Below are 21,523 nucleotides of genomic sequence, written 5' to 3' on the forward strand. Positions count from 1 at the left end.
TAAACGCCTGAAGCCCGTGGTCCGGGCGGCTTTTACACCAGCGCGACGGGGGCTGCGAGATGGTGTATCTCCCCGTCCACGGGGAGGCCCATCTGCTCGTGAATGGTCACGACTTCCTGCCAGCAGACCTTCGCGCGGCCGGTGTGCCCGATCTGGTTCAGGGCGTGCCCCAGCGTCGTCAGCGCGTCCGCCCGCCAGCGGCCGCCGCCGAGCCCCCGCAGGGCGGACAGCGCCTGCTCGGCGTAGTTGGCCGCGTTGGCCGGGCGGTGGGCCGCCAGGTCGACCTCGGCGAGCCGGAGGTACGTCATGCCCTCCCAGAACCGCTGCCGGCTGTCGCGGAAGATGACGAGCGCCTCGGTCAGTTGCTGGGCGGCCTCGTCCAGTCTGCCGGCCAGCGTCAGCGCGATGCCCAGCGCGTACATGCCGTTGCCGAGGCGGCGGGTGGCACCGACCTCGCGGAGGGCGGTGATGCCCTGCTCGGCGAGCTGGATGGCGCTCTCGGTGCGCCCGGTGTCCAGGTGCAGGCGCGAGAGGTTGCACAGCGCGCTGGCCTCGGACTGCTTGTTGTTGTTCTCGCGGAAGGCGAGCAGGGCCTGATTCAGATAGCCCTCCGCCGCGTCGAAGCGGCGTTGGATGCTGGCGATGATGCCGCGGTCGTTGGGGCCGTTGGAGGCGGAGAAGGGGTCCTCGGCGGCGAGTCCCAGCAAGGTGGCCAGCTTGGCATGCTCGTCCGCCTCGGTGAGCCGTCCGGACTGGATGTAGATGGGTGCCAGCGACCAGTGGGCTCGGCCTTCCGCATGCTGGTCGCCGGCTCGGCGCGCAGCGGCCAGCAGGGCGAGATTGGCCTGCTCGTACTGGCGGTTGTTGGCGCCGGACTCGGCCATGTCCCGGGTCAGCAGCAACAGGTCGACGGCGCGCCGCAGCACCTTCTCGCCGGTGTTCTGCAGCGCGCAGGCGATCAGGCAGCGCGTTTCGTTGAAGAGCCAGCTCAGTGCCTCGGTGCGGTCGGCGAAGGTCAAGCCCGGGTAGTGCGGCGTCTCCGTGTAGTCGGCCAGGCGGTCACCGGGGCGCTCCAGCGCGTACATGTGGGCGGCGGTGGCCAGGTAGAAGTCCAGCAGCCGGGCCAGGGCCGCGTCGCGCTCCTCGGCCGGCTGCTCGTCGCGCTCCGCGCAGGAGCGGGCGTAGAGGTGCACCAGGTCGTGGAAGCGGTAGCGGCCGGGGGCGGCGGACTCCAGGAGGGAGGTGTCGACGAGCGATTCGAGGAGGTCCTCGGCGTCGTCGGTGTCCATGTCGAGGAGGGCGGCCGCGGCGGCCAGCGAGATGTCGGGGCCGTCGGCGAGGCCCAGGAGGCGGAAGGCCCGCGCCTGGCGGGGCTCCAGTTGTTTGTAGCCCAGTTCGAAGGTGGAGTTCACGGCGAGGTCGCCGGCGCGCAGCTCGTCCAGCCTGCGGCGCTCGTCGGCCAGCTTGCGGGCGAGGATCGAGACGGTCCAGGTGCGGCGGGCGGCCAGCCGGGACGCGGCGATACGGATGGCCAGCGGCAGGAAACCGCAGGCGCCGACCACGTCCATGGACGCCTCGCGCTCGGCGTTCACGCGCTCCTCGCCGACGATGAGCGCGAAGAGGGTGAACGCTTCCTCAGGGCTCATCACGTCCAGGTCGACCAGGTGCGCGCCGGCCAGGTCTATCATCCGGACGCGGCTGGTGATCAGCGCCGCGCAGCCGTCCGTACCGGGCAGCAGCGGGCGGACCTGGGCGGCGTCGCGGGCGTTGTCGAGCAGGACCAGCAGCCGGCGCCCGGCGAGGGCCGAGCGGTAGAGGGCGGCCCGTTCCTCGATGCCGTCGGGGATGGCCGCGCCCGGCGTCCCCAGCGCGCGCAGGAACGCGCCGAGCACCGCTTCCGGGTCGGACGGGGAGTGCCCGACGCCCTGGAGGTCCACGTAGAGCTGGCCGTCCGGGAAGTGCACATGGGCGGCGTGCGCGACATGTACGGCGAGGGTGGTCTTGCCGACGCCGCCGATGCCGGTGAGCGCCGAGACGGCCATCACCCGGCCCTCGGCGGTGGCGAGCTGCTCGCTCAGCTCCGTGACGAAGGCGGCCCGGCCGGTGAAGTCGGCGACCGTGGCCGGAAGTTGCTGCGGTCGGACGAAGGCCGGCTCGCCGGGCACCTGGCCGTCGTGCGGCACGGCGGGCGCGTCCAGCTCGGTGTCCGCGCGCAGGATGCGCTGCTGGAGTTCGGAGAGCGACGCGCAGGGGTCCACCCCCAGCTCATCGGCGAGCAGACGCCGGGTGTCGGCGTATACGGCGAGTGCCTCGGCCTGCCGGCCGCTGCGGTACAGCGCCAGCATGAGGAGTTCTCGCAGCCGCTCGCGCAAGGGGTGCGCCGCGGTCAGCGCGGTCAGCTCCGAGACGGCGTCGCCGTGGCATCCCAGCTCCAGGTCGAGCTCCAGGCGCGTCTCCATGAGGGACAGGCGCCACTCCTCCAGGCGGGTGCGCTGGTTCTCCGCGTAGGGCCCGGCGAGGTTGGCCAGCGGCTCGCCGTCCCACAGGGCCAGCGCGGAGTCCAGGAGGTCCCGGGCGCGGCAGCGGTCGCCGGTGGCGCGGGCCTTCTCGGCGTCGGCCGCGTACTGCTCGGCGTGGTCCATGTCGAGGTCGAGCGGCTGGTTGCCGACCGGTCGCAGCGCATAGCCGCCGGACTCGCTGACCAGCGTGTCCGCGTCCGGCCCGAGGGCTTTGCGGATGCGGGAGGCGTACGTGCGCAGCGCCGCGAGGGCGGCGTGCGGCGGTTCCTCGCCCCAGAGGGCGTCGACGAGTTCGGACGCGGTGGCGGTGCGTCCGCCCCGCAGGAGAAGGGCGGCCAGCAGCGCACGCTGCTGCGGGGAGCCGGCCGCCAGTGGCGTCGCGCCGCGCCAGGCCCGTACGGGACCGAGCACGGTGAAGCGGAGCCGCTCCTGGCCCTGCCCCGGACCGTCGTCCATGGTGTCCCCCTGCCCTGTGCACTTCGTTCGCATCGGCCAGTCTGCCTTGTCGTAGCCCCTTACGTCAGTAGGGGTCCGGTCTCAGCACGCTCTCTCCACGCCCGGCGTTCGGGCTGGTGTTCGGGTGCGCGGCGGGCGGCGGTCCGGGACGGTCACCGGCGCCGGCGCCCGTGCGGATGCGCGTGCAGTTGCCCGTGCGCGGTCCGTGCGCGGGCGTGGGCCCGAGCGTCGCTGCTCAGCCGCCTGCGGGGCCGCGCGGCGCCCGGCCGGCGCCCGGAACGGTGTCATCTGCATGCATTCCCTCCCGTCACTGCGTTACTGACGACCCGTCAGTTCAGCGCTACGGTAAAAAACATGGAGAGTTTTCCGAAGATAATCTCGGTGGACGACCACACGGTGGAGCCGCCGCACGTCTGGCGGGACCGCCTCCCCTCGAAATATCACGACATAGGCCCCCGAATCGTCCGGGCGCCCCTGAAGGAAATGACCTTCGTGGGCGGCAGGTTCGCGCCGAAGATGGGCCGGCCGGGGGACGACGGGCCGCTCGCCGACTGGTGGGTCTACGAGGACCTGCACCGCCCGCTGACCCGCCTGGACACCGCCGTCGGCTGCGCCCGCGACGACATCAGGCTCGAAGGCATCACCTACGAGCAGATGCGCCCCGGCTCCTTCAGCGTCCCGGAGCGGCTGGCCGACATGGACGTCAATCACGTGCAGTCGGCCCTGTGTTTCCCCACGTTCCCGCGTTTTTGCGGTCAGACCTTCACCGAGGCCAAGGACCGCGAACTGGGGCTGCTGGGGGTGCGCGCGTACAACGACTGGATGGTGGAGGAGTGGTGCGGCCCGGCCGCGCGCGGACGCCTCATACCGCTCGGCCTCGTCCCGTTGTGGGACGCGGAACTGGCCGCGCAGGAGGTGCGCCGGAACGCGGAGCGGGGCGTACGGGCGGTCTGCTTCAGCGAAATCCCGCCACATCTGGGCCTGCCCAGTATTCACACCGGCGACTGGGACCCCTTCCTGCGCGCCTGCGAGGAGACCGGGACCGTCATCGCCATGCACATCGGCTCCTCCAGCAGGATGCCGTCCACCTCCGCCGACGCGCCGCCCGCCGTCGGCTCCACGATCACCTTCGCCAACTGCTGCTTCTCGATGGTCGACTGGCTGATGAGCGGAGCGTTCGACCGCTTCCCCGGCCTGAAGATCATGTACGCGGAGGGGCAGATCGGGTGGATCCCGTACATCCTGGAACGCGCCGACGTGGTCTGGGAGGAGAACCGCGGCTGGGGCGGCGTCGCCGACAAGGTCCTGCGGCCGCCCTCCGAACTCTTCGCCGGGCACGTGTACGGCTGCTTCTTCGACGACGCCTTCGGCCTGCGCAACCTGGACGCGATCGGCGTCGGCAACGTCCTCTACGAGACCGACTACCCGCACTCGGACTCCACCTGGCCGCGCTCCAGGGAGGTCGGCGAGGCCCAGATGGGGCACCTCCCGCCCGAGACGGTCGAACGGATCGTCCGCGGCAACGCCATCGAGCTGCTGGGGCTGACGCCGGAGGGGCTGTGGGCAGGGGCGGGTGCGGGGGTGTAGCGCCGGTGCGCGCCCGCGCGGAGTGACGCCTTTCGTGCACCCGGAACGTCCCGAGACCTCCCCGCACGGCGGCCGAGCGGTCACGATGGGAGGTCTGGGAGGTGACACACATGACGACGTTCGTGCTGGTGTCGGGCGGGTACACCGGAGGATGGATCTGGCGGGAGGTGGCGGACCACCTGCGCGCGGCGGGACACCGGGCGCGACCGGTCACCCTTACCGGGATGGGGGACCGCCGCCACCTGTCAGGTCCGGGCACCGACCTGAACACCCACATCGAGGACGTGGCGCAGGTCCTGGACCACGAGGGCGCCGGGGAGCCGCACGAGGCGGGCGAGACCGTACTGGTCGCGCACTGCTACGGCAGCTACCCGGTCATGGCCGCCGCCGACCGCGACCCGGACCGCATCGCCCGCCTGGTGTTCGTGGACGCGGGCCTGCCCCGCGACGGCCGCGCCGTCCTCGACGCGCTGCCCGACCCGGCCGTACGGGAACGGCTGCGGCGCCGCGCCCAGGAGCACGGCGACGGCTGGCGGCTGCCGCCGCCCGCGTTCGAGGAGACGGACATCTGGGGCAGCCTGGACGGCATCTCCAAGGACGGCCTGGACCGGCTGGCCCGCCTCGCCGCACCGCAGCCGCTGGCCACCCTCACCCAGCCGGTCCGGCTGACCGGCGCCACGGCCGGCCTGCCCGCCACCGGCATCCTCTGCACGCGCAACGTCACCAGTACGGCGGCCGTCCGCGCCCTGGTGGCCTCCGGCGACCCCGCCGTCGCGGGCCTCGCCGACCCCCAGATCGGCTTCTTCGACCTCGACACCGGGCACTGGCCCATGCTGTCCTGCCCCGGCGAGCTGACCGACCTGCTGCTGCGGGCGGCGGCGGACGAGGGGGAGCGGCTCGGGGCGCCCGCCTGAGACGCGTCTGCCCGCGGTACGCCCGCCGGGCCCCACCGGCCCCTTCCCCGCACCCCGGCATGATGGGGCCATGAGCAACCGACCCGTACTCGTCTACGACGGGGACTGCGGCTTCTGCGCCACCTGCGTACGCTTCGTCGAACGCCGCATCCGCCCCCGCTGCACCGTCTCGCCCTGGCAGTTCACCGACCTGAAGGCGCTCGGCGTCACCCAGGAGCGGGCCGAGCACGAGGTGTTGTGGATCACCCCGGCGGGGACCGTGTACGGCGGCGCGCAGGCGGTCGCCAAGCTGCTGATGAGCGCGCGCGGGCCATGGTCCGTCCCCGGCGCGCTGCTGACCCTGCCGCCGTTCCGCCAGGCCGCCCACGCCGTGTACCGCCTGGTCGCCGACAACCGCCACCGCATGCCCGGCGGCACCGCGGCCTGCTCGCTCCCCGCGCACCTCAGGCCCTGACCGCCCGCGCCACCGCCCGGCCGCCACCGTCCGCACCCTTGCCTGACGGGCCGTCAGCCCACACCATGACCCCAGCCGCCGACGACGGGCCGTCGGCCGAGCGCCCGGGGGTGGACGCGGACGTGGACAGCGCTACGGGAAGCGGCACACACAGCGACGACGGGGTGCGGGTGCTGCCCGAAGGGAAGCTGGCCTACGGCATCCAGCTCCCCGTGCAGTCCCAGAGCACCCTCTACACGGAGCCGTGGGAGGCCGGGGCGGGCCCCGCCGACCTCGTGGAGATCGCCCGCACCGCCGACCGCCACGGCTTCGCCTACATCGCCTGCTGCGAGCACATCGGCATCCCGCGCCGGCTGGCCGCCGCCATGAGCACGGTCTGGTACGACCCGGTCGCCACCCTCTCCTACCTGGCGGCGGCCACCACCCGCGTACGGCTGCTCAGCCACATCGCCTTGGCCGCCCTCAAGCACCCGCTGATCAGCGCCAAGCAGTACGCGACCCTGGACCACCTCTCGGGCGGGCGGCTGATCCTCGGGGTCGGCGCCGGGCACGTACCGGAGGAGTTCGACGCCCTCGGTGTGGACTTCGCCCGGCGCGGCGCCCTGCTGGACGAGGCCGTCGACGCGCTGAAGGCGGCGCTGGGCCCGGAGGAGTTCCCCTCGTATCAAGGGAAACGATTCGCCTTCGACGGGCTGGGGCAGCGCCCGCGCCCCGTACAGACGCCGCGCCCGCCGGTCTGGGTGGGCGGCTCGTCGCCCGCCGCCCTTCGCAGGGCGGCCGTACGCGGTGACGGCTGGCTGCCGCAGGGCGACCGCCGCGATCAGCTCCCGGCGCAGCTCGCGAAGCTGCGGCGGCTGCGGGAAGAAGCCGGGATCAGCACGCCCGCCGAGGCCGGCGCCATCACCGAGCCGCTGTACGTCGGCGAGCCCGCGTGGGACACCGGCCGGAGCACCCTCACCGGGCCGCCCGAGCGGCTGGCGGAGTCGCTGCGCGAGTACCAGGCGATGGGGGTGCGGCAGATCCAGGTCCGGTTCCGCAGCCGGAGCCGCGCCGAACTGACGGACCAGATGGCGGCGTTCGCCACCGGCGTGGCCCCGCACCTCGACCGCTGAGACGCACGGCGAACCCCGGAGGGACCGGTGCACATGGGGAAGCTGGACGGCCGGGTCGTCATCATCACCGGCGCCGCACGCGGCCAGGGCGAGCAGGAGGCGCGGCTCTTCGTCGCGGAGGGCGCCCGTGTCGTGCTGGGCGACGTACTGGACGGCCCGGGGGAGGCGCTGGCGGCGGAACTGGGGGACGGCCGCGCCCGGTACGTCCACCTGGACGTGCGCCGGGAAGTGGACTGGGAAGCCGCGGTCCGGGCCGCCGGGGAAACGTTCGGCACGGTCGACGGGCTGGTCAACAACGCCGGCATCCTGCGCTTCAACGAGCTGGCCGCCACCCCGCTCGCCGAGTTCCAGGAGGTGGTGCAGGTCAACCAGGTCGGCACGTTCCTCGGGATGCGGGCGGTGATCCCGGAGCTGACGGCGGCCGGCGGCGGCACCGTCGTGAACACCGCCTCGTACGCCGCGCTGTCCGGCATGGCGTACCTGACCGCGTACGCGGCGTCCAAGGCCGCGGTGGTCGGCATGACGCGGGTGGCGGCGATGGAGCTGGCGGGCCGGGGCATCCGGGTGAACGCGATGTGCCCGGGGGCCGTCGACACCCCGATGACCCGGCCGGAGCGGGGTCCGGCGGAAGCTGCCGGTGTCCCCGATGCCTCCACAGCCTCCGCCCCGGACCTGGACGCGTTCTACGCGAAGACCGTCCCCCTCGGGCGGATCGGCCGGCCGGAGGAGGTGGCCCGGCTGGCGCTGTTCCTGTCGTGCGCGGACTCCTCGTACATCACGGGGCAGCCGTTCGTCATCGACGGCGGCCGGCTGTCCGGCATCAGCCTGTACTGAGACGCGTACGCCGCCCCTCCGTCCCGCCGCTACCTGATGGGTCGTCAGGTATTGACGGTCCGGAGGCCCGGTGCGAGAGTCGGACCCGACCTGACGAGGCGTCAGGTAAAGGCGCCAGGGCGGACGAGGGACGGTGAACCCCCTTGGAATTCGGGCTGTTCGTACAGGGATATGTGCCCGCCGCGCGGGCGAAGGTCGACCCCGAGGCTGAGCACCACGCACTGATGGAGGAGACGGAGTACGTCATCCAGGCCGACCGGTCCGGGTTCAAGTACGCGTGGGCCTCCGAGCACCACTTCCTGGAGGAGTACTCCCACCTCTCCGCCAACGACGTCTACCTGGGCTACCTCGCCCACGCCACCGAGCGCATCCACCTCGGCTCCGGCATCTTCAACCCGCTCGCCCCGGTCAACCACCCCGTCAAGGTCGCCGAGAAGGCCGCCATGCTCGACCACCTCTCCGGCGGCCGCTTCGAGTTCGGCACCGGGCGTGGGGCGGGCAGCCACGAGATCCTGGGGTTCATGCCGGGCGTGACGGACATGAACCACACCAAGGAGCTGTGGGAAGAGACCATCGCCGAGTTCCCGAAGATGTGGCTCCAGGACGAGTACCAGGGGTTCCAGGGGAAGCACTGGCAACTGCCGCCCCGCAAGGTGCTGCCCAAGCCGTACGGGACCGCGCACCCGCCGATGTGGTACGCGGCCGGGTCGCCCGCCTCGTACGCGATGGCGGGGAAGAAGGGCCTCGGCGTGCTGGGCTTCAGCGTGCAGAAGGTCGCGGACATGGAGTGGGTCGTCGAGTCGTACAAGACGGCCGTGAAGGAGGCCGAGCCGGTCGGCGCGTACGTCAACGACAACGTCATGGTGACCTCCACCGCGATCTGCGCCGAGACCCACCAGAAGGCCGTCGAGATCGCCGTCGGCGGCGGGCTCAACTACCTCCAGTCGCTGCTGTTCCGCTACCACGACACGTTCCCGCGCCCCGAGGGCATCCCGGAGTGGCCGGAGCTGCTGCCGGAGTACACCGAGGAGATCATCGAGCTGCTGATCGCCGAGGAGCTGATGATCTGCGGCGACCCCGACGAGGTGTTCCGCCAGTGCAAGCGCTGGGAACAGGCCGGCGCCGACCAGCTCTCCTTCGGCCTGCCCATCGGCGTCTCGCCCGAGGACACCCTCACCACCATCCGCCTCATCGGCGAGCACGTGATCCCGAAGATCGACACAGACCCGGTGCACCGGACCGCCCGCTTCCGGCAGAGCGCCGCCGGGCCGGACACCGAGCCGGACGCCGGACCGGGCACCGGACCGGCCGCCTGAGCGAAAGGGACCCCCGGGGATGCTCGACCACCTGATCAAGGGCGCCACGATCGTCGACGGCACCGGCGCCCCCGCGTACCAGGCCGACCTCGCCGTACAGCACGGCCGCATCACCGCCATCGGAAGCATCAGCGACCCCGCCAGCACCACCGAGGACGCCCACGGCCTCGTGCTCACACCCGGCTTCGTCGACCCGCACACCCACTACGACGCCCAGCTCTTCTGGGACCCCTACGCCACCCCCTCCATGCACCACGGCGTCACCACCGTCGCGGGCGGCAACTGCGGCTTCACCCTCGCCCCGCTCAACCCGGACCGCCCCGGCGACGCCGACTACACCCGCCGCATGATGAGCCGCGTCGAAGGCATGTCGCTGGCGGCGCTGGAGCAGGGCGCGCCGTGGAACTGGTCCACCTTCGGCGAGTACCTGGACGCGCTGGACGGCCGGACCGCCGTCAACGCGGGCTTCATGGTCGGCCACTGCGCGCTCCGCCGCCACGTCATGGGCCCGGACGCGATCGGCGGACAGCCCACCGAGGCCCAGCTCCACGCGATGCTGCGGCTGTTCCACGACGCGATGGACGCGGGCGCCTGGGGCCTGTCCACCACCCAGTCCTCGACCCACGCCGACGGCGACGGACAGCCGGTCGCGTCCCGGCACGCCCGCCCCGCCGAACTGCTCGCCCTCTCCCGCGCGGTCGCCGACCACGAGGGCACCCAGTTGGAGGCGATCGTCGCGGGCTGCCTCGACCAGTTCGCGGACGAGGAGATCGACCTGCTCGTCGAGATGTCGGCCGCCGCCGGGCGCCCCCTCAACTGGAACGTGCTGACCATCGACAGCGCCGTACCGGAACGGGTGCCCCGCCAACTGGAGGCGAGCGAACGCGCCCGTAAGGCGGGCGGCCGCATCGTCGCCCTCACCATGCCGATCCTCACCCCCATGAACATGTCGCTGGGCACCTTCTGCGCCCTCAACCTCATCCCCGGCTGGGGCGACATCCTCGCCCTGCCCGTACCGGAGCGCATCGCCCGGCTGCGCGACCCGGCCGTACGGGAGGAGATGCTGCGGCGCGCGGCGAGCAAGGAGGCGGGCGTCTTCCGGCGGCTGACCGACTTCGCCCGGTACGTCATCGGCGACACGTACTCCGCCGCCAACCAGGGACTCTCCGGCCGGGTGGTCGGCGACATCGCCGCCGAACGCGGCCAGGACCCCTTCCGCACCCTGGTCGAGATCTGCGCCGAGGACGGGCTGCGCACCGTCCTGTGGCCCATGCCGACCGACAACGACCCGGACAGTTGGGCCCTGCGGCAGCGCACCTGGCAGCACGAGGACGTCATGCTGGGCGGCTCCGACGCGGGCGCCCACCTGGACCGGATGTGCGGGGCCCCGTACACGACGCGGTTCCTCGGCGACTGCCTGCGCGGCCGGCAACTGGTCGGGCTGGAGCAGGCCGTACGGATGCTGACCGACGACCCGGCCCGGCTCTTCGGCCTGCGCGACCGCGGCCGGATCGCCGTCGGCCACCACGCCGACCTGGTCCTCTTCGATCCGGAACGGATCGACGCCGGTCCGGCGCGGCTGGTGCACGATCTGCCGGGGGACAGCCCGCGGCTGGACTCGGAGGCCGCCGGGATCGTGAGCGTACGGGTCAACGGCGTCGAGACGGTACGGGACGGTGCGGTGACCGGGGCGGTACCGGGAAAGGTGCTGCGGTCGGGGCGGGACACCGAGACGGTGCGGACGCGGTGAGTACATCCTCTGGTGTGTCCGCCGAGCGGCTGCTGATCGGCGGCGAATGGACCGCACCCGACCACGGCCACTACGAGGTCACCGACCCGGCGGCCGAGGAGACCGTCGGGCTGGCGGCGGAGGCGAGCCGGGACCAGGCGTACGAGGCGGCCCGCGCGGCGCGCGAGGCGTTCGGGCCCTGGTCGCGCACGGCGCCCGAGACCCGCGCGCGGGTGCTCGACCGCGCCGCCGAGCTCCTGGCGCGCGACATCGGCGCGTACGCCCGGCTCGCGCAGGCGGAGACCGGCGCGACGACCGGCACCGCCCGCGCGATGCAGGTGGGCGTCGCCATCGCCCGCCTCAAGCGGTACGCGCGCGGAGCGCTGGAGCCGACGGAAACCCCCCTGCCTCCGCAGATCAACGAGGCGGGCCCCTTCGGCAAGGCCGCCGTCCTCGGCGCGCTGGCGGTGCGCCGCCCCGTCGGCGTCGTCACCTGCATCACCTCCTACAACAACCCCTGGGCCAACCCGGCAGGCAAGATCGCGCCCGCCCTGGCCATGGGCAACACCGTCGTGATCAAGCCCGCCCCGCAGGACCCGCTCTCCGTCCACCGCCTGGCCGCGGCGCTCCAGGAGGCGCTGGCCGAGGCCGGGGCACCGCCCGGCGTCGTCAACCTCGTGACCGGCGGGGACCCGGCGGTCGGCGAGGCCGCGGTGGACTCCCCGGACGTGGACATGGTCAGCTTCACCGGCTCCACGGCCGTCGGGCAGCGCATCGCCGAGGTGTGCGGACGCGGCATGAAACGCCGGCTCATGGAGCTGGGCGGCAAGGGCGCCGCGCTGGTCTTCGACGACGCCGACCTGGACGCGGCGGTGGCCGGCATCGGCACCACGTACTCCTTCTACAGCGGACAGATCTGTACGGCTCCGACGCGGGTGCTGGCCCAGCGCGGCATCCACGACCGGCTGGTGGAGCGGCTGGCCGCGTACGCGACGCGCCTGAAGGTCGGCGACCCGGCTGCGGCGGACACGGCCGTCGGCCCGGTGATCTCCGCCGCGCACCGCGACCGCGTCGAGTCGTACATCGAACTGGGCCGGAAGGAAGGCGCTCGCCTGATCACGGGCGGCGACCGCCCACCCCTCCCACGCGGCTTCTACGTGGCCCCCACCCTCTTCACCGACTGCGCCCCCGCCATGCGGGTGGTCCGCGAGGAGATCTTCGGCCCGGTGATCGTCGTCCTCCCCTTCACCGACGAGGAGGAGGCCGTCGCGCTCGCCAACGACAGCGACTACGGCCTGCTGGACTACGTCTGGTCCGGCGACGTGGCGCGCGCGTTCCGGGTGGCGGGGCGGCTGCGCGCGGGCGGGGTCGGCGTCAACACGGTCGGCCGCAACATGGAGGCTCCGTTCGGCGGCTTCAAGCGGAGCGGGGTCGGGCGCGATGTCGGCTCGTACGCGCTGCACGCCTACAGCGAGACGCAGGCGGTGGTGTGGCCGGGCTGAGACGGGCGGAAGACCGGCGGGAAAATTTTGAATCAGGACGAAGCGGACAGCGCTGCGGTTCCCGCAGTCCGGAACTCGACGGTACGGCCTTCAAGTTACCGGCCGTAACGCGCGCCGCACCTTGCAAACCACGGCCAAACGGCCCGCAACGCCCCGCGAAGTGAAGCCCTCGCCGTCTTCTCATGGTGGATCTCCAGCCCCACGATGCGGAAACAGCAGCCCTTAACGTCCTGTTCATGGTTCAGGTAGACCCCCGGCTCCCGGCCGGAGACACGGTAACGAGGGCCGCCGGCACGGCTGGTGACAAGGCCCGTGGCCGCGCCGACGGAACCCGCGGCAAGGGCCTGAGCGGCAACTCCGTCGGCCTGCTCGGCAGCGCCGTCATCGGCGTCTCCACCGTCGCCCCCGTCTACTGCCTGACCTCGACCCTCGGCCCCACCGTCGGCGAGGTCGGCCTCCAGATGCCGGCCGTCTTCCTCGCGGGCTTCCTGCCGATGCTGCTGGTCGCCTTCGCCTACCGCGAGCTGAACAAGGCCGTGCCCGACTGCGGTACGTCCTTCACCTGGTCGGTGAAGGCGTTCGGCCCGCGCATCGGCTGGATGTGCGGCTGGGGACTGGTGATCGCCACGATCATCGTCCTCTCCAACCTGGCCGGCGTCGCCACCTCGTTCTTCTGGCTGCTGCTCGGCGAACTCACCGGCAGCGACGCCATCGCCGCCCTGGACGGCAACAAGGCCGCCCACGTCCTGACGTGCCTGGCCTTCATCGCCCTCGCCACCGCCGTCAGCTACCGCGGCATGACCGCCACAAAAGGCGTCCAGTACGCCCTCGTCGGCCTCCAACTGGCCGTCCTCGCCGTCTTCGTCGCCATGGCCTTCAGCAAAGCGGGCTCCGGCGACTTCCCCGGCTCCCTCCACTTCTCCCTCGCCTGGCTGAACCCGTTCTCCGTCCAGTCCTTCTCCGCCTTCACCGCCGGCCTGTCCCTCTCGATCTTCATGTTCTGGGGCTGGGACGCCTGCCTGACCGTCAACGAGGAGACCGCGGGCAGCGACAGGACCCCCGGCCGCGCCGCGCTCCTCGCCATGGTCGTCCTCATCGGCTCGTACCTGCTGACCGCCGTCGCCGCCCAGATGTACTCCGGCGTCGGCACCGAAGGCCCCGGCCTGGGCAACCCGGACACCGCCGACAACGTCTTCGCGGCCCTCGCCACCCCCGTCATGGGCCCGGTCCTCGGCATCCTCCTGTTCGTCGCGGTCCTCGCCTCCGCCGCCGCCAGCCTCCAGACCACCTTCATCCCGGTGGCCCGCACGGTCCTGGCGATGAGCGCGTACGAGGCCCTGCCGCCGTCCTTCGCCCGCATCCACCCGCGCTTCCGCTCCCCGGGCCGCGCCACCGTCGCGGCGGGCGTCGCCACCGGCGTCTTCTACGCGGGCATGACGTTCCTGTCGCAGAACGTCCTGGTCGACACCATCTACGCCCTCGGCCTCATGATCTGCTTCTACTACGCGATCACGGCCTTCGCCTGCGCCTGGTACTTCCGCCGCGCACTGCGCCGCTCGGCCCGCGACCTGCTCTTCAAGGGCGTCTTCCCGGTCCTCGGCGGCGTGCTCCTCACCGCCGTCTTCACCAAGACCCTCATCGACATGTGGAACCCGGCCTACGGCTCCGGCAGCTCCGTCCTCGGCGTCGGCTCGGTCTTCGTCATCGGCGTCGGACTGCTCCTGCTCGGCTTCGTCCTCATGCTGGTGATGCGGCGGCGCAGCCCGGCGTTCTTCCGGGGCGAGGTGCTGACGCGGTCGACGCCGGCGATGGTGGTGGACGAGTAGGACGAAGCCGTCCCGCTGCCTTCATACGAAGACAGCGGGACGGCCGGGCCTGTTGTCGCTCAGCCCCTGGGCAGGGTGTGCCACCCGGAAGCGCACTTGTACGCGGACCCGCCCTTGGTGGTGCACTCCTGCACCTCGATCTTGACCACGTTGGCGGCGAAGTTCCACGTGGTGCTCTTCGTGCCGCCGGAGACGCTCAGGTTCTCCGAACGCGTCCCGCCGTCGTTGTAGCGCGCCTTGAGGTACACGCGGGCGCCGTAGGCGTCGCCGGGCTTGGAGTCCTTGATGTTGACCTTGACGAACACCCGGGACTGGGCGTCGACCGAACCCCAGGCGTGGGCGCCACCGATGTCCCCGGCCGTGTACTGGGCGTTCCACCCGACCGCCGCATGGGCCGTACCGCCCGTGACACCCACCAGCAACGCCGCCCCCGCGGCGACGACGCCGGACGCCCGCACCACGCTCTTCCAGCTCTGTCTCATGTGCTCGACCACGTGCACTCCTAGGTCTCGGTCGGATTCGACGGCGCGCGATCACCCGGAAGACGCGGCACGGCCTTGCACACGCCCGGTCCCGGTGACGCACGTACGGCAGGACCACGCACACCTTCCGGGTCCTCCGGCCGCGGCGGGCGGATCTCGGATCAACCACCTGGTCGCCGCGGCGGAACGAGACTGCGGGCCCGCCGGCCGGTGGGTCAACGGGATCGGCTGTCCGGGACAGGCCGGACCGTGTCCGGGACAGGACGGGCCATGTCCGGCCTGGTCAGGACCGGTGCCCGTGTCCGTGCCCGTGCGAGATTGACGTACTCGATCCGGCCGCGGCGTACAGCGCCCGGATCAGACGGCCGTTCTCCGGCGCGGGACCGTTGGGGAACGGGAACCGGCGGCGGGTGTAGCCGTAAGCCAGTCCGTTGCGCGGGTCGGCGAACGCCTGCTGGCCGCCCGCGCCGCTGTGCCCGAACGCGCCCTGCCCCAGCACCGGATACACCTCGGACGTGGCGTGGAAGCCGAGCCCGAACGCCTTGTGCTCGCGGGTGACCAGGTCATGCCCCACGGAGTGGACCTGCGCGAACTCGGCCGCGGTGTCCGGCTTGAGCAGCGGCGCCAGGCCGTCCGGCGGGGTGATCGCCGCCGCGTACATCCGGGCCATGCCGCGGGCCGAGGCCACACCGCCGAACGACGCCGGCCCGGCGGCCCGGACCGACCGGAAGTTCGGCAGCCGCCACAGCTCCGGGTTTTGCGGGTGGTGGCGGTTGAAGGCGATACCGGACAGCGAGTTCGGCCCGGTCGCGCGCACCGCCAGTTCGGCCAGCCGCTCGGGAGTCGGCATCATCGGCTGCGCGCTCAAGTAGCGGTGCTCCTGGTCGTCCGGGAGCCCGAGGTGGACATCCACCCCGTACGGATCGCGTACGCGCTCGGCGAAGTGCTCCTGAACGGTCCGTCCGGTGGTGCGCCGTACCACCTCGCCGGTCAGCGCTGCGATGACGAGCGCGTGGTAGCCGAACGCGCTGCCCGGCCGCCAGTACGGGCGCTGCCCGGCGAGGCGTTCGGCGACGACCCGGTCGTCGGTCAGCTCGTCGAGCGTGAACCCGGCGTCGGCGCCGACCAGGCCGGCGCGGTGCGACAGCAGGTCCCGCAAGGTGACGTCCCGCTTGCCCGCCACACCGAACTCCGGCCAGTAGTGGCCGACCTCCCGATCAAGGTCCAGCACGCCCTCCTGCACGAGCAGGGCGACCACCAGATGTGCGGCGCCCTTGCTCGCGGAGTACGCGCCGAGCAGCGAATCGCCGGTGATCTCCGGTCCGGTCCACAGGTCCACGACCCGCTCGCCGTGCCGGTACGCCACGAGCTGCGCGGCGAAGTCGCCGCCCTCCTCGGCCGCGACCGCCGCGAACTGGTCCCGTACCGCCTGAAATCCGTCGGCGACGGAGCCCTGAGGTGTGCTGCCGTTCCCCATTTCTTGCCTCCCGGCATCGAGCATCGACCTGCGACCGGCCGCGATGCCGTCCGGCCGCACCTCACGAAGCCCGACCCTAAGCCATTAGTAACCACTGGTCACTAATGGCCCCGCCAAGGTTCCGCCAACAGCCCGGTTCCGTATAGTCGTGGCCATGCCCGATCCCGCGACCCCCCGACCGCGCCCGGGCCGCCCCGCGCGGCTCAACCGCGAGCGGATCGTGGACGCGGCCGTCGCGGCCGGAAATCTCGACACCCTGACCATGCGCGCCCTCGCCGCCCGCCTGGACGTCAGCCACGGCGCGCTCTACCGCTGGGTCAGCAATCGCGACCAGCTCTTCGACCTCGTCAGCGACGTGATGGTCGAACGCATCCTGCCCACCGGGGGCCCGCCGGGCGGCTCACCCGACGGCTCACCCGACGGCGCGCGCGACGCCGACTGGCGCCCCTGGCTCGCCCGAGTCGCCTGGTCCATGCACGACCAGTTCCTCGCCGTACCCGGCTACGCCACCCGCCTGTCCCGCCCGCACCGCCACAACTCCGACGCCCTCGGCCGCCTCCGGCAGGAAGTCGTCACCGCCTTCACGAACGCCGGCGTCGCCCCCGAACTGGCCGAGCAGAGCTGGTACATCTTCATCACCACGGTCGTCGGCTGGCTCGCCGTCCAGGAAACACCGTCCGACCTACCTTTCAACCACGGCGCCCCACGCTTCGACCTGTTCCTCGACACCCTGCTGAGGGGCCTGCCGGCGCGTGAGCCGGGCGCGGAGCGGCCCTGAGCGCCGGGGCGGGGCCAATCCGCATGCTCAAGCGGCCTCCTGTCCCCGCCTCCGCACCTCCACCGCCCGCCGGGTGTCCTCCTCGACCAGATCGAAGTTGATCTCCGTCGCCGCGTGCACGCCCATCGCGGTGGCGCCGCTGACCTTGGCCATCGGGTCCGCGACGTTACCGGCCACCCACACGCCGGGAATCCGTGTCGCACCACCGGGCTCGGCGACCACGTGTCTTCCCAGTACGGATCCGTCCCCCGCGGCCTTGCCGGCCACCTCCAGCCCGAGACTGTCGATCACCTTCCCGCATACATCGAAGCGCGGCGCGACCACCAGGGCCTCACACGGCACGACCGTCCCACCGGCCAGCTTCACCCCCGAAATCCGGTCGTCCCCGGCCCCCGACCACCCGGTGATCTCCACCTCGCTCACCTCGCCGTCCACCACGGCGATGCCGCGCGCGGCGAGCTGCTCGTACTGCTCGTCCGTGGGCTCGGGCCCCGTGTGCAGGAAGAGCCGCACCTCCGCACTCCACTGCCGCCACAACAACGCCTGCCGCACGCCCATCGGCCCGGTGGACAGCACCCCGATCGCCCGGTCGCGCACTTCGTACCCGTGGCAGTACGGGCAGTGCAGCACATCCCGTCCCCACCGCCCGGCGAGCCCCGGCACATCGGGCAGTTCGTCGACGAGCCCACTGGTCACCAGCAGCCGCCGGGCCCTGGCTGTCGCCCCACTCCCCAGCACCACCCGGAAGCCGCCGCCCGCCACGGACTCGGCAGCGACCACCTCACCCGCCACGAACTCCCCGCCGTACCCGGCCACCTCGGCCCGCCCTGCGGCCAGCAGCTCGGCGGGCGGCACGCCGTCCCGCGTCAGATAGTTGTGCGAAGCCTCCGCCGAAGCGTTCCGGGGCTGCCCCGCATCCACCACCAGCACAGACCGCCGCGCCCGCCCCAATGTCAACGCCCCGGCCAGCCCGGCGGCACCGCCGCCGATCACGATGATGTCGTAGTGCGGTGCGTTCTCGGCGCTCTGCTTCTCTTCCGTGGTCATCTGCACCACCTCCTCCGTATGAGGACGACAGTGCGTCCGGCCTGGGCAATACGGCAAGCATCATTGCCGAAACGGCAAGCCAAGGACCTCAAACCTTCATCGCCGCGACCTCCCGAACCCGTTCCCCCAGGGCGCGCACGGCTCGCGCGCGGTGGTGCGGGCGGATGCGGGTGCGCAGCGTTGCGAAGTGGGCGTCGCCGCGGGCGGAGGAGATTTCCGTGTAGTCGTCGAGGAAGCGGTGCCAGGTCGCGCAGGCCGCGTCGAGGTGGCCCAGTTCGAACTGGCGCTGGGCGAGGAGGGCGTGCGAGTGGACGCGGCCCTGCCGTTCCTGGCGGGGCTGGGTTTTCAGGGAGCTGTTCAGGGCTTTGATTGAGCCGGGCAGATCCTTGAACTCGTAGAGCACGTGCGAGACGTGGAAGAGGTACGCCGACGCGTCGTACCCGCCGATCGACTCGCGCCGGGAGTCCGCCTTGGAGAGCGCGGTCTCCGCCTCCCGGAGCCGGGTGATCGCCGTGTGCCGGTCCCCGGTCATCGAAGCGGCGTGGGCCTGCTGCCCGCGCAGAAAGGCCACCAGGCGCGGCCCGGCCGAGGGGGCGGCGGCCGCGGCTGAGTCTGCCAGCTCCAGGGCCTTCGCGCCGTAACCGAGGCTGGACGCCTGGAGCGACATGCCGCGCAGCGTGCGGCAGTACGTGAGGTGGTCCTTCGCCTCACCGGCCAGGTGCAGGGCCTTGACGTAGTAGCGCTGCCCGAGGCCGTGCGCCCGCTCGTACATCGCCATCCAGCCGGTGAGGTACGTCAGGTCGGAGGCCGCCGCGAGCAGGTCGTCGTGCACCTGCTCCGACGCGGGGGCCGTCAGCCACGGCCCCACCGAGTTCACCAGGAACGCCGCCGCCATCGGCCGCGCATGACCGCCCCCGAACTCGTCGAGGATGTCCGCCACCCGGTCCGTCACCGCCCGGACCGTCTCGACCTGCGCCGCCCCGACCCGCCCGGTCCGCCCCGGACGCGCCACCGCCTCGGCCCGCCCGGCGAGGTCGGAGAAGAGCGGCACCGCCAGAGCGGCCGAGTAGAGACCGGCTTGGAGGACGCCTCTGCGGGACGGGTCCATGTCGTCGCGGGTCAGGTCCGCCATCATCAACTCCCGGCGGTCTTCGGGGCTTCTGCATCCCGTCGGCTGTCCACGGTACGCGCGCAGGCGACGTGCCGAGCCGACCCTTGGGGCCAGCTCGCTTCCGGACAGGCCGCTTGGCTGCGTGTGAGCAGGTCAGGCGTGGTACGCCGTGCCCCAGCGCATGGATCTGCGCAGGTAGCCGCGGCGTACGTGTGCGTCGGTTTCGTGCTGGTCGGCCCCGGCCGGCAGAGGGTCGAACAGGGCCAGGACGCGTACGGGGGTGCCGGTACCCACCATGCGGGCCCATGAGGGCGCTGCGGGCAGACAGAGGCGGTACGAGTCGTCGCCGTAGTCGAGCCACGGCAGACCGCGCCATATCCGGACGCGATGGCCGATCATGGGTGGGTTTTCGGTGACCGGCCCGAGGCGGAGGGACGCGGCGAGCGATTTCATGCCGGTTCGGATGTGCTCGTCGCTCTCGTGCGGCAGCCGTGGCGGCAGGTGGGAGACGAGGAGCTGGGCGACGCTGTGTGTCGGGGTGTGGTGGAGGCCGGTCGCGAGCCGGAGGCCGGCGACGAACCCGGGGCCGGGAGGCGCTGTGACGCCGGGCGTGGTCACGCCGGCACCTCCGCCCACACGGATTTGCCGAGGGGGATGTTGTCGACGCCCCAGGTGCCGGGGCACAGGGCGTCAAGGACCAGCAGGCCGCGCCCACGGGTGCGCACTCCGGATTCGGGCCTGGTGCGGGGGCGGCGGCGTACGGGGTCGTGCACCTCGACGCGCGTACGGCCGCCGTCAGCGTCGAGTACGAGGCGCAGCGAGTCGCCCGGTTCGGTGCCGTAGCGGATGGAGTTGGTGACCAGTTCCGAGACCACAAGGGTGACCCGGTCAACGTGATCTGTGGAGGCCCCCGGTACGTGGCAGGCGATGTACTCGCGTACGAACTGCCGTGCTAGGCGCGCTGATTGGCAGTCGCCGGCCAGGGTCAAAACGGCTGAAGGGGCGATAACGGCAGTGCTGTAGGTGGGTTGGTGGTCCCGCCGTAGTTCGATCATGCAAGTCCCCTAACGGGAGCGTGCCATGGAGCACGAGCCAGTCGAGAGCACGTCGATGGCTCGATCGCGGTTCGTCGCACAGAGTGCTCCTGGTTGGCTACGCGCAGCAATAGCTGGCATGGGTGAATGCAAAATTGCACTCGTACGGGGAAGGTGGCGATCGCGAACGCAGTGCATTGATGACAGGCGATGACGGGGCACGGCAGACTGTCGGGCAGACATCGACCGGAGGGGGAAAATGTGAGCGCACCCACCGTGCGCCGTCGGCGCCTCGGTGCGAAACTGCGCACCTTGCGGGGTGACCTCACACTCGACCAACTCGCCGAGAAGTCCGGCGGCCGGTTCGTCGCCTCGAAGGTCTCCCGGATCGAGACGGCCAAGACAGCGGCCAAGGCCAAGGACGTGGAGGCCCTGCTCGACCTGTACGCCGAGGCCGGCCGCGAAGTGAGCGAGGAGCTCCGGGCCGCGCTGCTGACACTCACGAAAGAGGGCGGTCAGCGGGGCTGGTGGCACTCGTACCGGGGCGTGCTGACGCCGGTGTACGAGGATCTGATCAGCCTGGAAGCCGAGGCGGAATCGGTGTCGGCGTGGCAGTTGGGCGTAGTCCCCGGCTTGCTCCAGACCGGCGAGTACGCCCGCGAGATCATCCGCGCGACGGCGATGTCCGGGGCGGTCGAGGCACGCGTCGATGCGCTGGTCGAGGTGCGTCTCGCGCGTCAGGCAGTGCTCACCCGCGAAGAGCCGCCCGCCCTCTGGGCGATCATCTCCGAGCAGGCCCTGCGTTCGACCTCCGAGGCCGAAGGCCTGATGCATGAGCAGTTGGGCCGACTGCTGGCCATGGGGAAGCGGCCGAATGTGAACATCCAGGTGCTACCCGCTGACGCGGCCTTGCACGTCGGGCAATTGGGCAGCTTCTCGGTACTGGGATTCGGCTCGCATGTCGACCTGGACGTCGTCCATGTCGAGGGGCTGACCTCGGCTCTGTACATCGAGGAGCACGACAAGGTCGCGGCCCACCGGGACGCGTGGCAACGGCTTACCTCTGCTGCCCTCCCGGTCGGAGCTTCGGCGGACCTGATCACAGAGATAAGGAAGAACACATGAGTCACGTTGGTGACGCCTCTGCCCTCCCTGTGACGTGGTGGAAGTCCACGTACAGCGACAGCGGTGCCCAGTGCATCGAGTGCGCCATCGTCGACACCGGGACGGTGGCCGTACGGGACAGCAAGAACCCGGGCGGGCCGGCGCTGCTGCTCGGCCGCGGACAGTTGGCCGCGTTCGTTTCCGCCGTGGCCGGGGGCCGGTTCGGCGGTCTCGGGTAGGG

Annotated in this window: 18 protein-coding genes and 1 pseudogene; 12 read left to right on the forward strand and 7 right to left on the reverse strand. The window is 71.9% G+C overall.

The features are described 5' to 3' along the window. Nucleotides 1-32 precede the first annotated feature (32 nt). Nucleotides 33-2,975: an AfsR/SARP family transcriptional regulator gene (locus tag EJG53_RS23375; protein ID WP_125046406.1), complete on the reverse strand. Its 2,943-nt coding sequence runs from the start codon at nt 2,973-2,975 to the stop codon at nt 33-35. Nucleotides 2,976-3,329: 354 nt separating this feature from the next. Between EJG53_RS23375 and EJG53_RS23380 the strand changes: the two genes are divergently transcribed. The 9 genes from EJG53_RS23380 (at nt 3,330) to EJG53_RS23420 (ending at nt 14,249) form a co-directional block, all read left to right on the forward strand. Continuing rightward, complete coding sequence (locus EJG53_RS23380; protein WP_125046407.1) at nt 3,330-4,562, forward strand: amidohydrolase family protein; 1,233 nt, start codon at nt 3,330-3,332, stop codon at nt 4,560-4,562. A 110-nt stretch (nt 4,563-4,672) separates the two neighbouring features. Then, nucleotides 4,673-5,476 carry an alpha/beta fold hydrolase gene (locus EJG53_RS23385; protein ID WP_125046408.1) on the forward strand — a complete coding sequence of 268 codons (804 nt, stop codon included), beginning with the start codon at nt 4,673-4,675 and terminating at the stop codon, nt 5,474-5,476. 70 nt (nt 5,477-5,546) lie between these two features. After that, on the forward strand, nt 5,547-5,930 hold the full coding sequence (locus tag EJG53_RS23390) for a thiol-disulfide oxidoreductase DCC family protein (RefSeq protein ID WP_125046409.1): 384 nt from the start codon (nt 5,547-5,549) through the stop codon (nt 5,928-5,930). A gap of 65 nt (nt 5,931-5,995) precedes the next feature. Next, complete coding sequence (locus EJG53_RS23395; protein WP_125046410.1) at nt 5,996-7,042, forward strand: TIGR03619 family F420-dependent LLM class oxidoreductase; 1,047 nt, start codon at nt 5,996-5,998, stop codon at nt 7,040-7,042. A 33-nt stretch (nt 7,043-7,075) separates the two neighbouring features. Further along, nucleotides 7,076-7,876: an SDR family NAD(P)-dependent oxidoreductase gene (locus tag EJG53_RS23400; RefSeq protein ID WP_125046411.1), complete on the forward strand. Its 801-nt coding sequence runs from the start codon at nt 7,076-7,078 to the stop codon at nt 7,874-7,876. A gap of 143 nt (nt 7,877-8,019) precedes the next feature. Continuing rightward, the gene (locus tag EJG53_RS23405) at nt 8,020-9,192 is read left to right on the forward strand and encodes an LLM class flavin-dependent oxidoreductase (protein ID WP_125046412.1); all 1,173 of its coding nucleotides are present in this window, start codon (nt 8,020-8,022) and stop codon (nt 9,190-9,192) included. 19 nt (nt 9,193-9,211) lie between these two features. Further along, nucleotides 9,212-10,942 (forward strand): N-acyl-D-amino-acid deacylase family protein, encoded by a 1,731-nt coding sequence (locus EJG53_RS23410; protein WP_125046413.1) that lies wholly within the window; start codon nt 9,212-9,214, stop codon nt 10,940-10,942. Beyond that, nucleotides 10,939-12,423, forward strand: coding sequence for an aldehyde dehydrogenase family protein (locus EJG53_RS23415; protein WP_371858717.1), 1,485 nt, complete (start codon nt 10,939-10,941; stop codon nt 12,421-12,423). The genes EJG53_RS23410 and EJG53_RS23415 overlap by 4 nt, the downstream gene beginning before the upstream one ends. A gap of 236 nt (nt 12,424-12,659) precedes the next feature. Beyond that, nucleotides 12,660-14,249 carry an APC family permease gene (locus tag EJG53_RS23420; RefSeq protein WP_125046414.1) on the forward strand — a complete coding sequence of 530 codons (1,590 nt, stop codon included), beginning with the start codon at nt 12,660-12,662 and terminating at the stop codon, nt 14,247-14,249. A 59-nt stretch (nt 14,250-14,308) separates the two neighbouring features. Here the strand turns inward: EJG53_RS23420 and EJG53_RS23425 are convergent, their stop codons facing one another. Both EJG53_RS23425 and EJG53_RS23430 read right to left on the reverse strand, forming a co-directional pair. Further along, entirely contained in the window at nt 14,309-14,743 is a 435-nt protein-coding gene (locus EJG53_RS23425) for a hypothetical protein (RefSeq protein WP_125046415.1), read from the reverse strand. 271 nt (nt 14,744-15,014) lie between these two features. Then, nucleotides 15,015-16,208, reverse strand: coding sequence for a serine hydrolase domain-containing protein (locus tag EJG53_RS23430; RefSeq protein WP_125046416.1), 1,194 nt, complete (start codon nt 16,206-16,208; stop codon nt 15,015-15,017). A gap of 154 nt (nt 16,209-16,362) precedes the next feature. Between EJG53_RS23430 and EJG53_RS23435 the strand changes: the two genes are divergently transcribed. Continuing rightward, on the forward strand, nt 16,363-16,986 hold the full coding sequence (locus EJG53_RS23435) for a TetR/AcrR family transcriptional regulator (protein WP_125046417.1): 624 nt from the start codon (nt 16,363-16,365) through the stop codon (nt 16,984-16,986). A 27-nt stretch (nt 16,987-17,013) separates the two neighbouring features. Here EJG53_RS23435 and EJG53_RS23440 read toward each other — a convergent pair whose 3' ends face one another. The 4 genes and pseudogenes from EJG53_RS23440 to EJG53_RS23455 all read right to left on the reverse strand — a co-directional run bounded on the left by EJG53_RS23440 (nt 17,014) and on the right by EJG53_RS23455 (nt 20,199). Continuing rightward, complete coding sequence (locus EJG53_RS23440; protein ID WP_125046418.1) at nt 17,014-18,033, reverse strand: NAD(P)/FAD-dependent oxidoreductase; 1,020 nt, start codon at nt 18,031-18,033, stop codon at nt 17,014-17,016. Nucleotides 18,034-18,121: 88 nt separating this feature from the next. Then, nucleotides 18,122-19,165: pseudogene (locus EJG53_RS23445) on the reverse strand (hypothetical protein); the annotation flags it as partial. 132 nt (nt 19,166-19,297) lie between these two features. Next, nucleotides 19,298-19,762: a hypothetical protein gene (locus EJG53_RS23450; RefSeq protein WP_125046419.1), complete on the reverse strand. Its 465-nt coding sequence runs from the start codon at nt 19,760-19,762 to the stop codon at nt 19,298-19,300. Further along, on the reverse strand, nt 19,759-20,199 hold the full coding sequence (locus tag EJG53_RS23455) for an ATP-binding protein (protein ID WP_125046420.1): 441 nt from the start codon (nt 20,197-20,199) through the stop codon (nt 19,759-19,761). Before EJG53_RS23455 ends, EJG53_RS23450 begins: the two co-directional genes overlap by 4 nt. Before the next feature lie 240 nt (nt 20,200-20,439). Between EJG53_RS23455 and EJG53_RS23460 the strand changes: the two genes are divergently transcribed. Continuing rightward, nucleotides 20,440-21,303, forward strand: coding sequence for a helix-turn-helix domain-containing protein (locus EJG53_RS23460; protein WP_125046421.1), 864 nt, complete (start codon nt 20,440-20,442; stop codon nt 21,301-21,303). Continuing rightward, a complete protein-coding gene (locus tag EJG53_RS23465) occupies nt 21,300-21,521 on the forward strand; it encodes a DUF397 domain-containing protein (protein WP_125046422.1) in 222 nt (73 codons plus the stop codon). The genes EJG53_RS23460 and EJG53_RS23465 overlap by 4 nt, the downstream gene beginning before the upstream one ends. Nucleotides 21,522-21,523: the final 2 nt, after the last annotated feature.

Origin of the sequence: Streptomyces chrestomyceticus JCM 4735 (assembly GCF_003865135.1) — a bacterium.
Classification (GTDB): Bacteria; Actinomycetota; Actinomycetes; order Streptomycetales; family Streptomycetaceae; genus Streptomyces; species Streptomyces chrestomyceticus.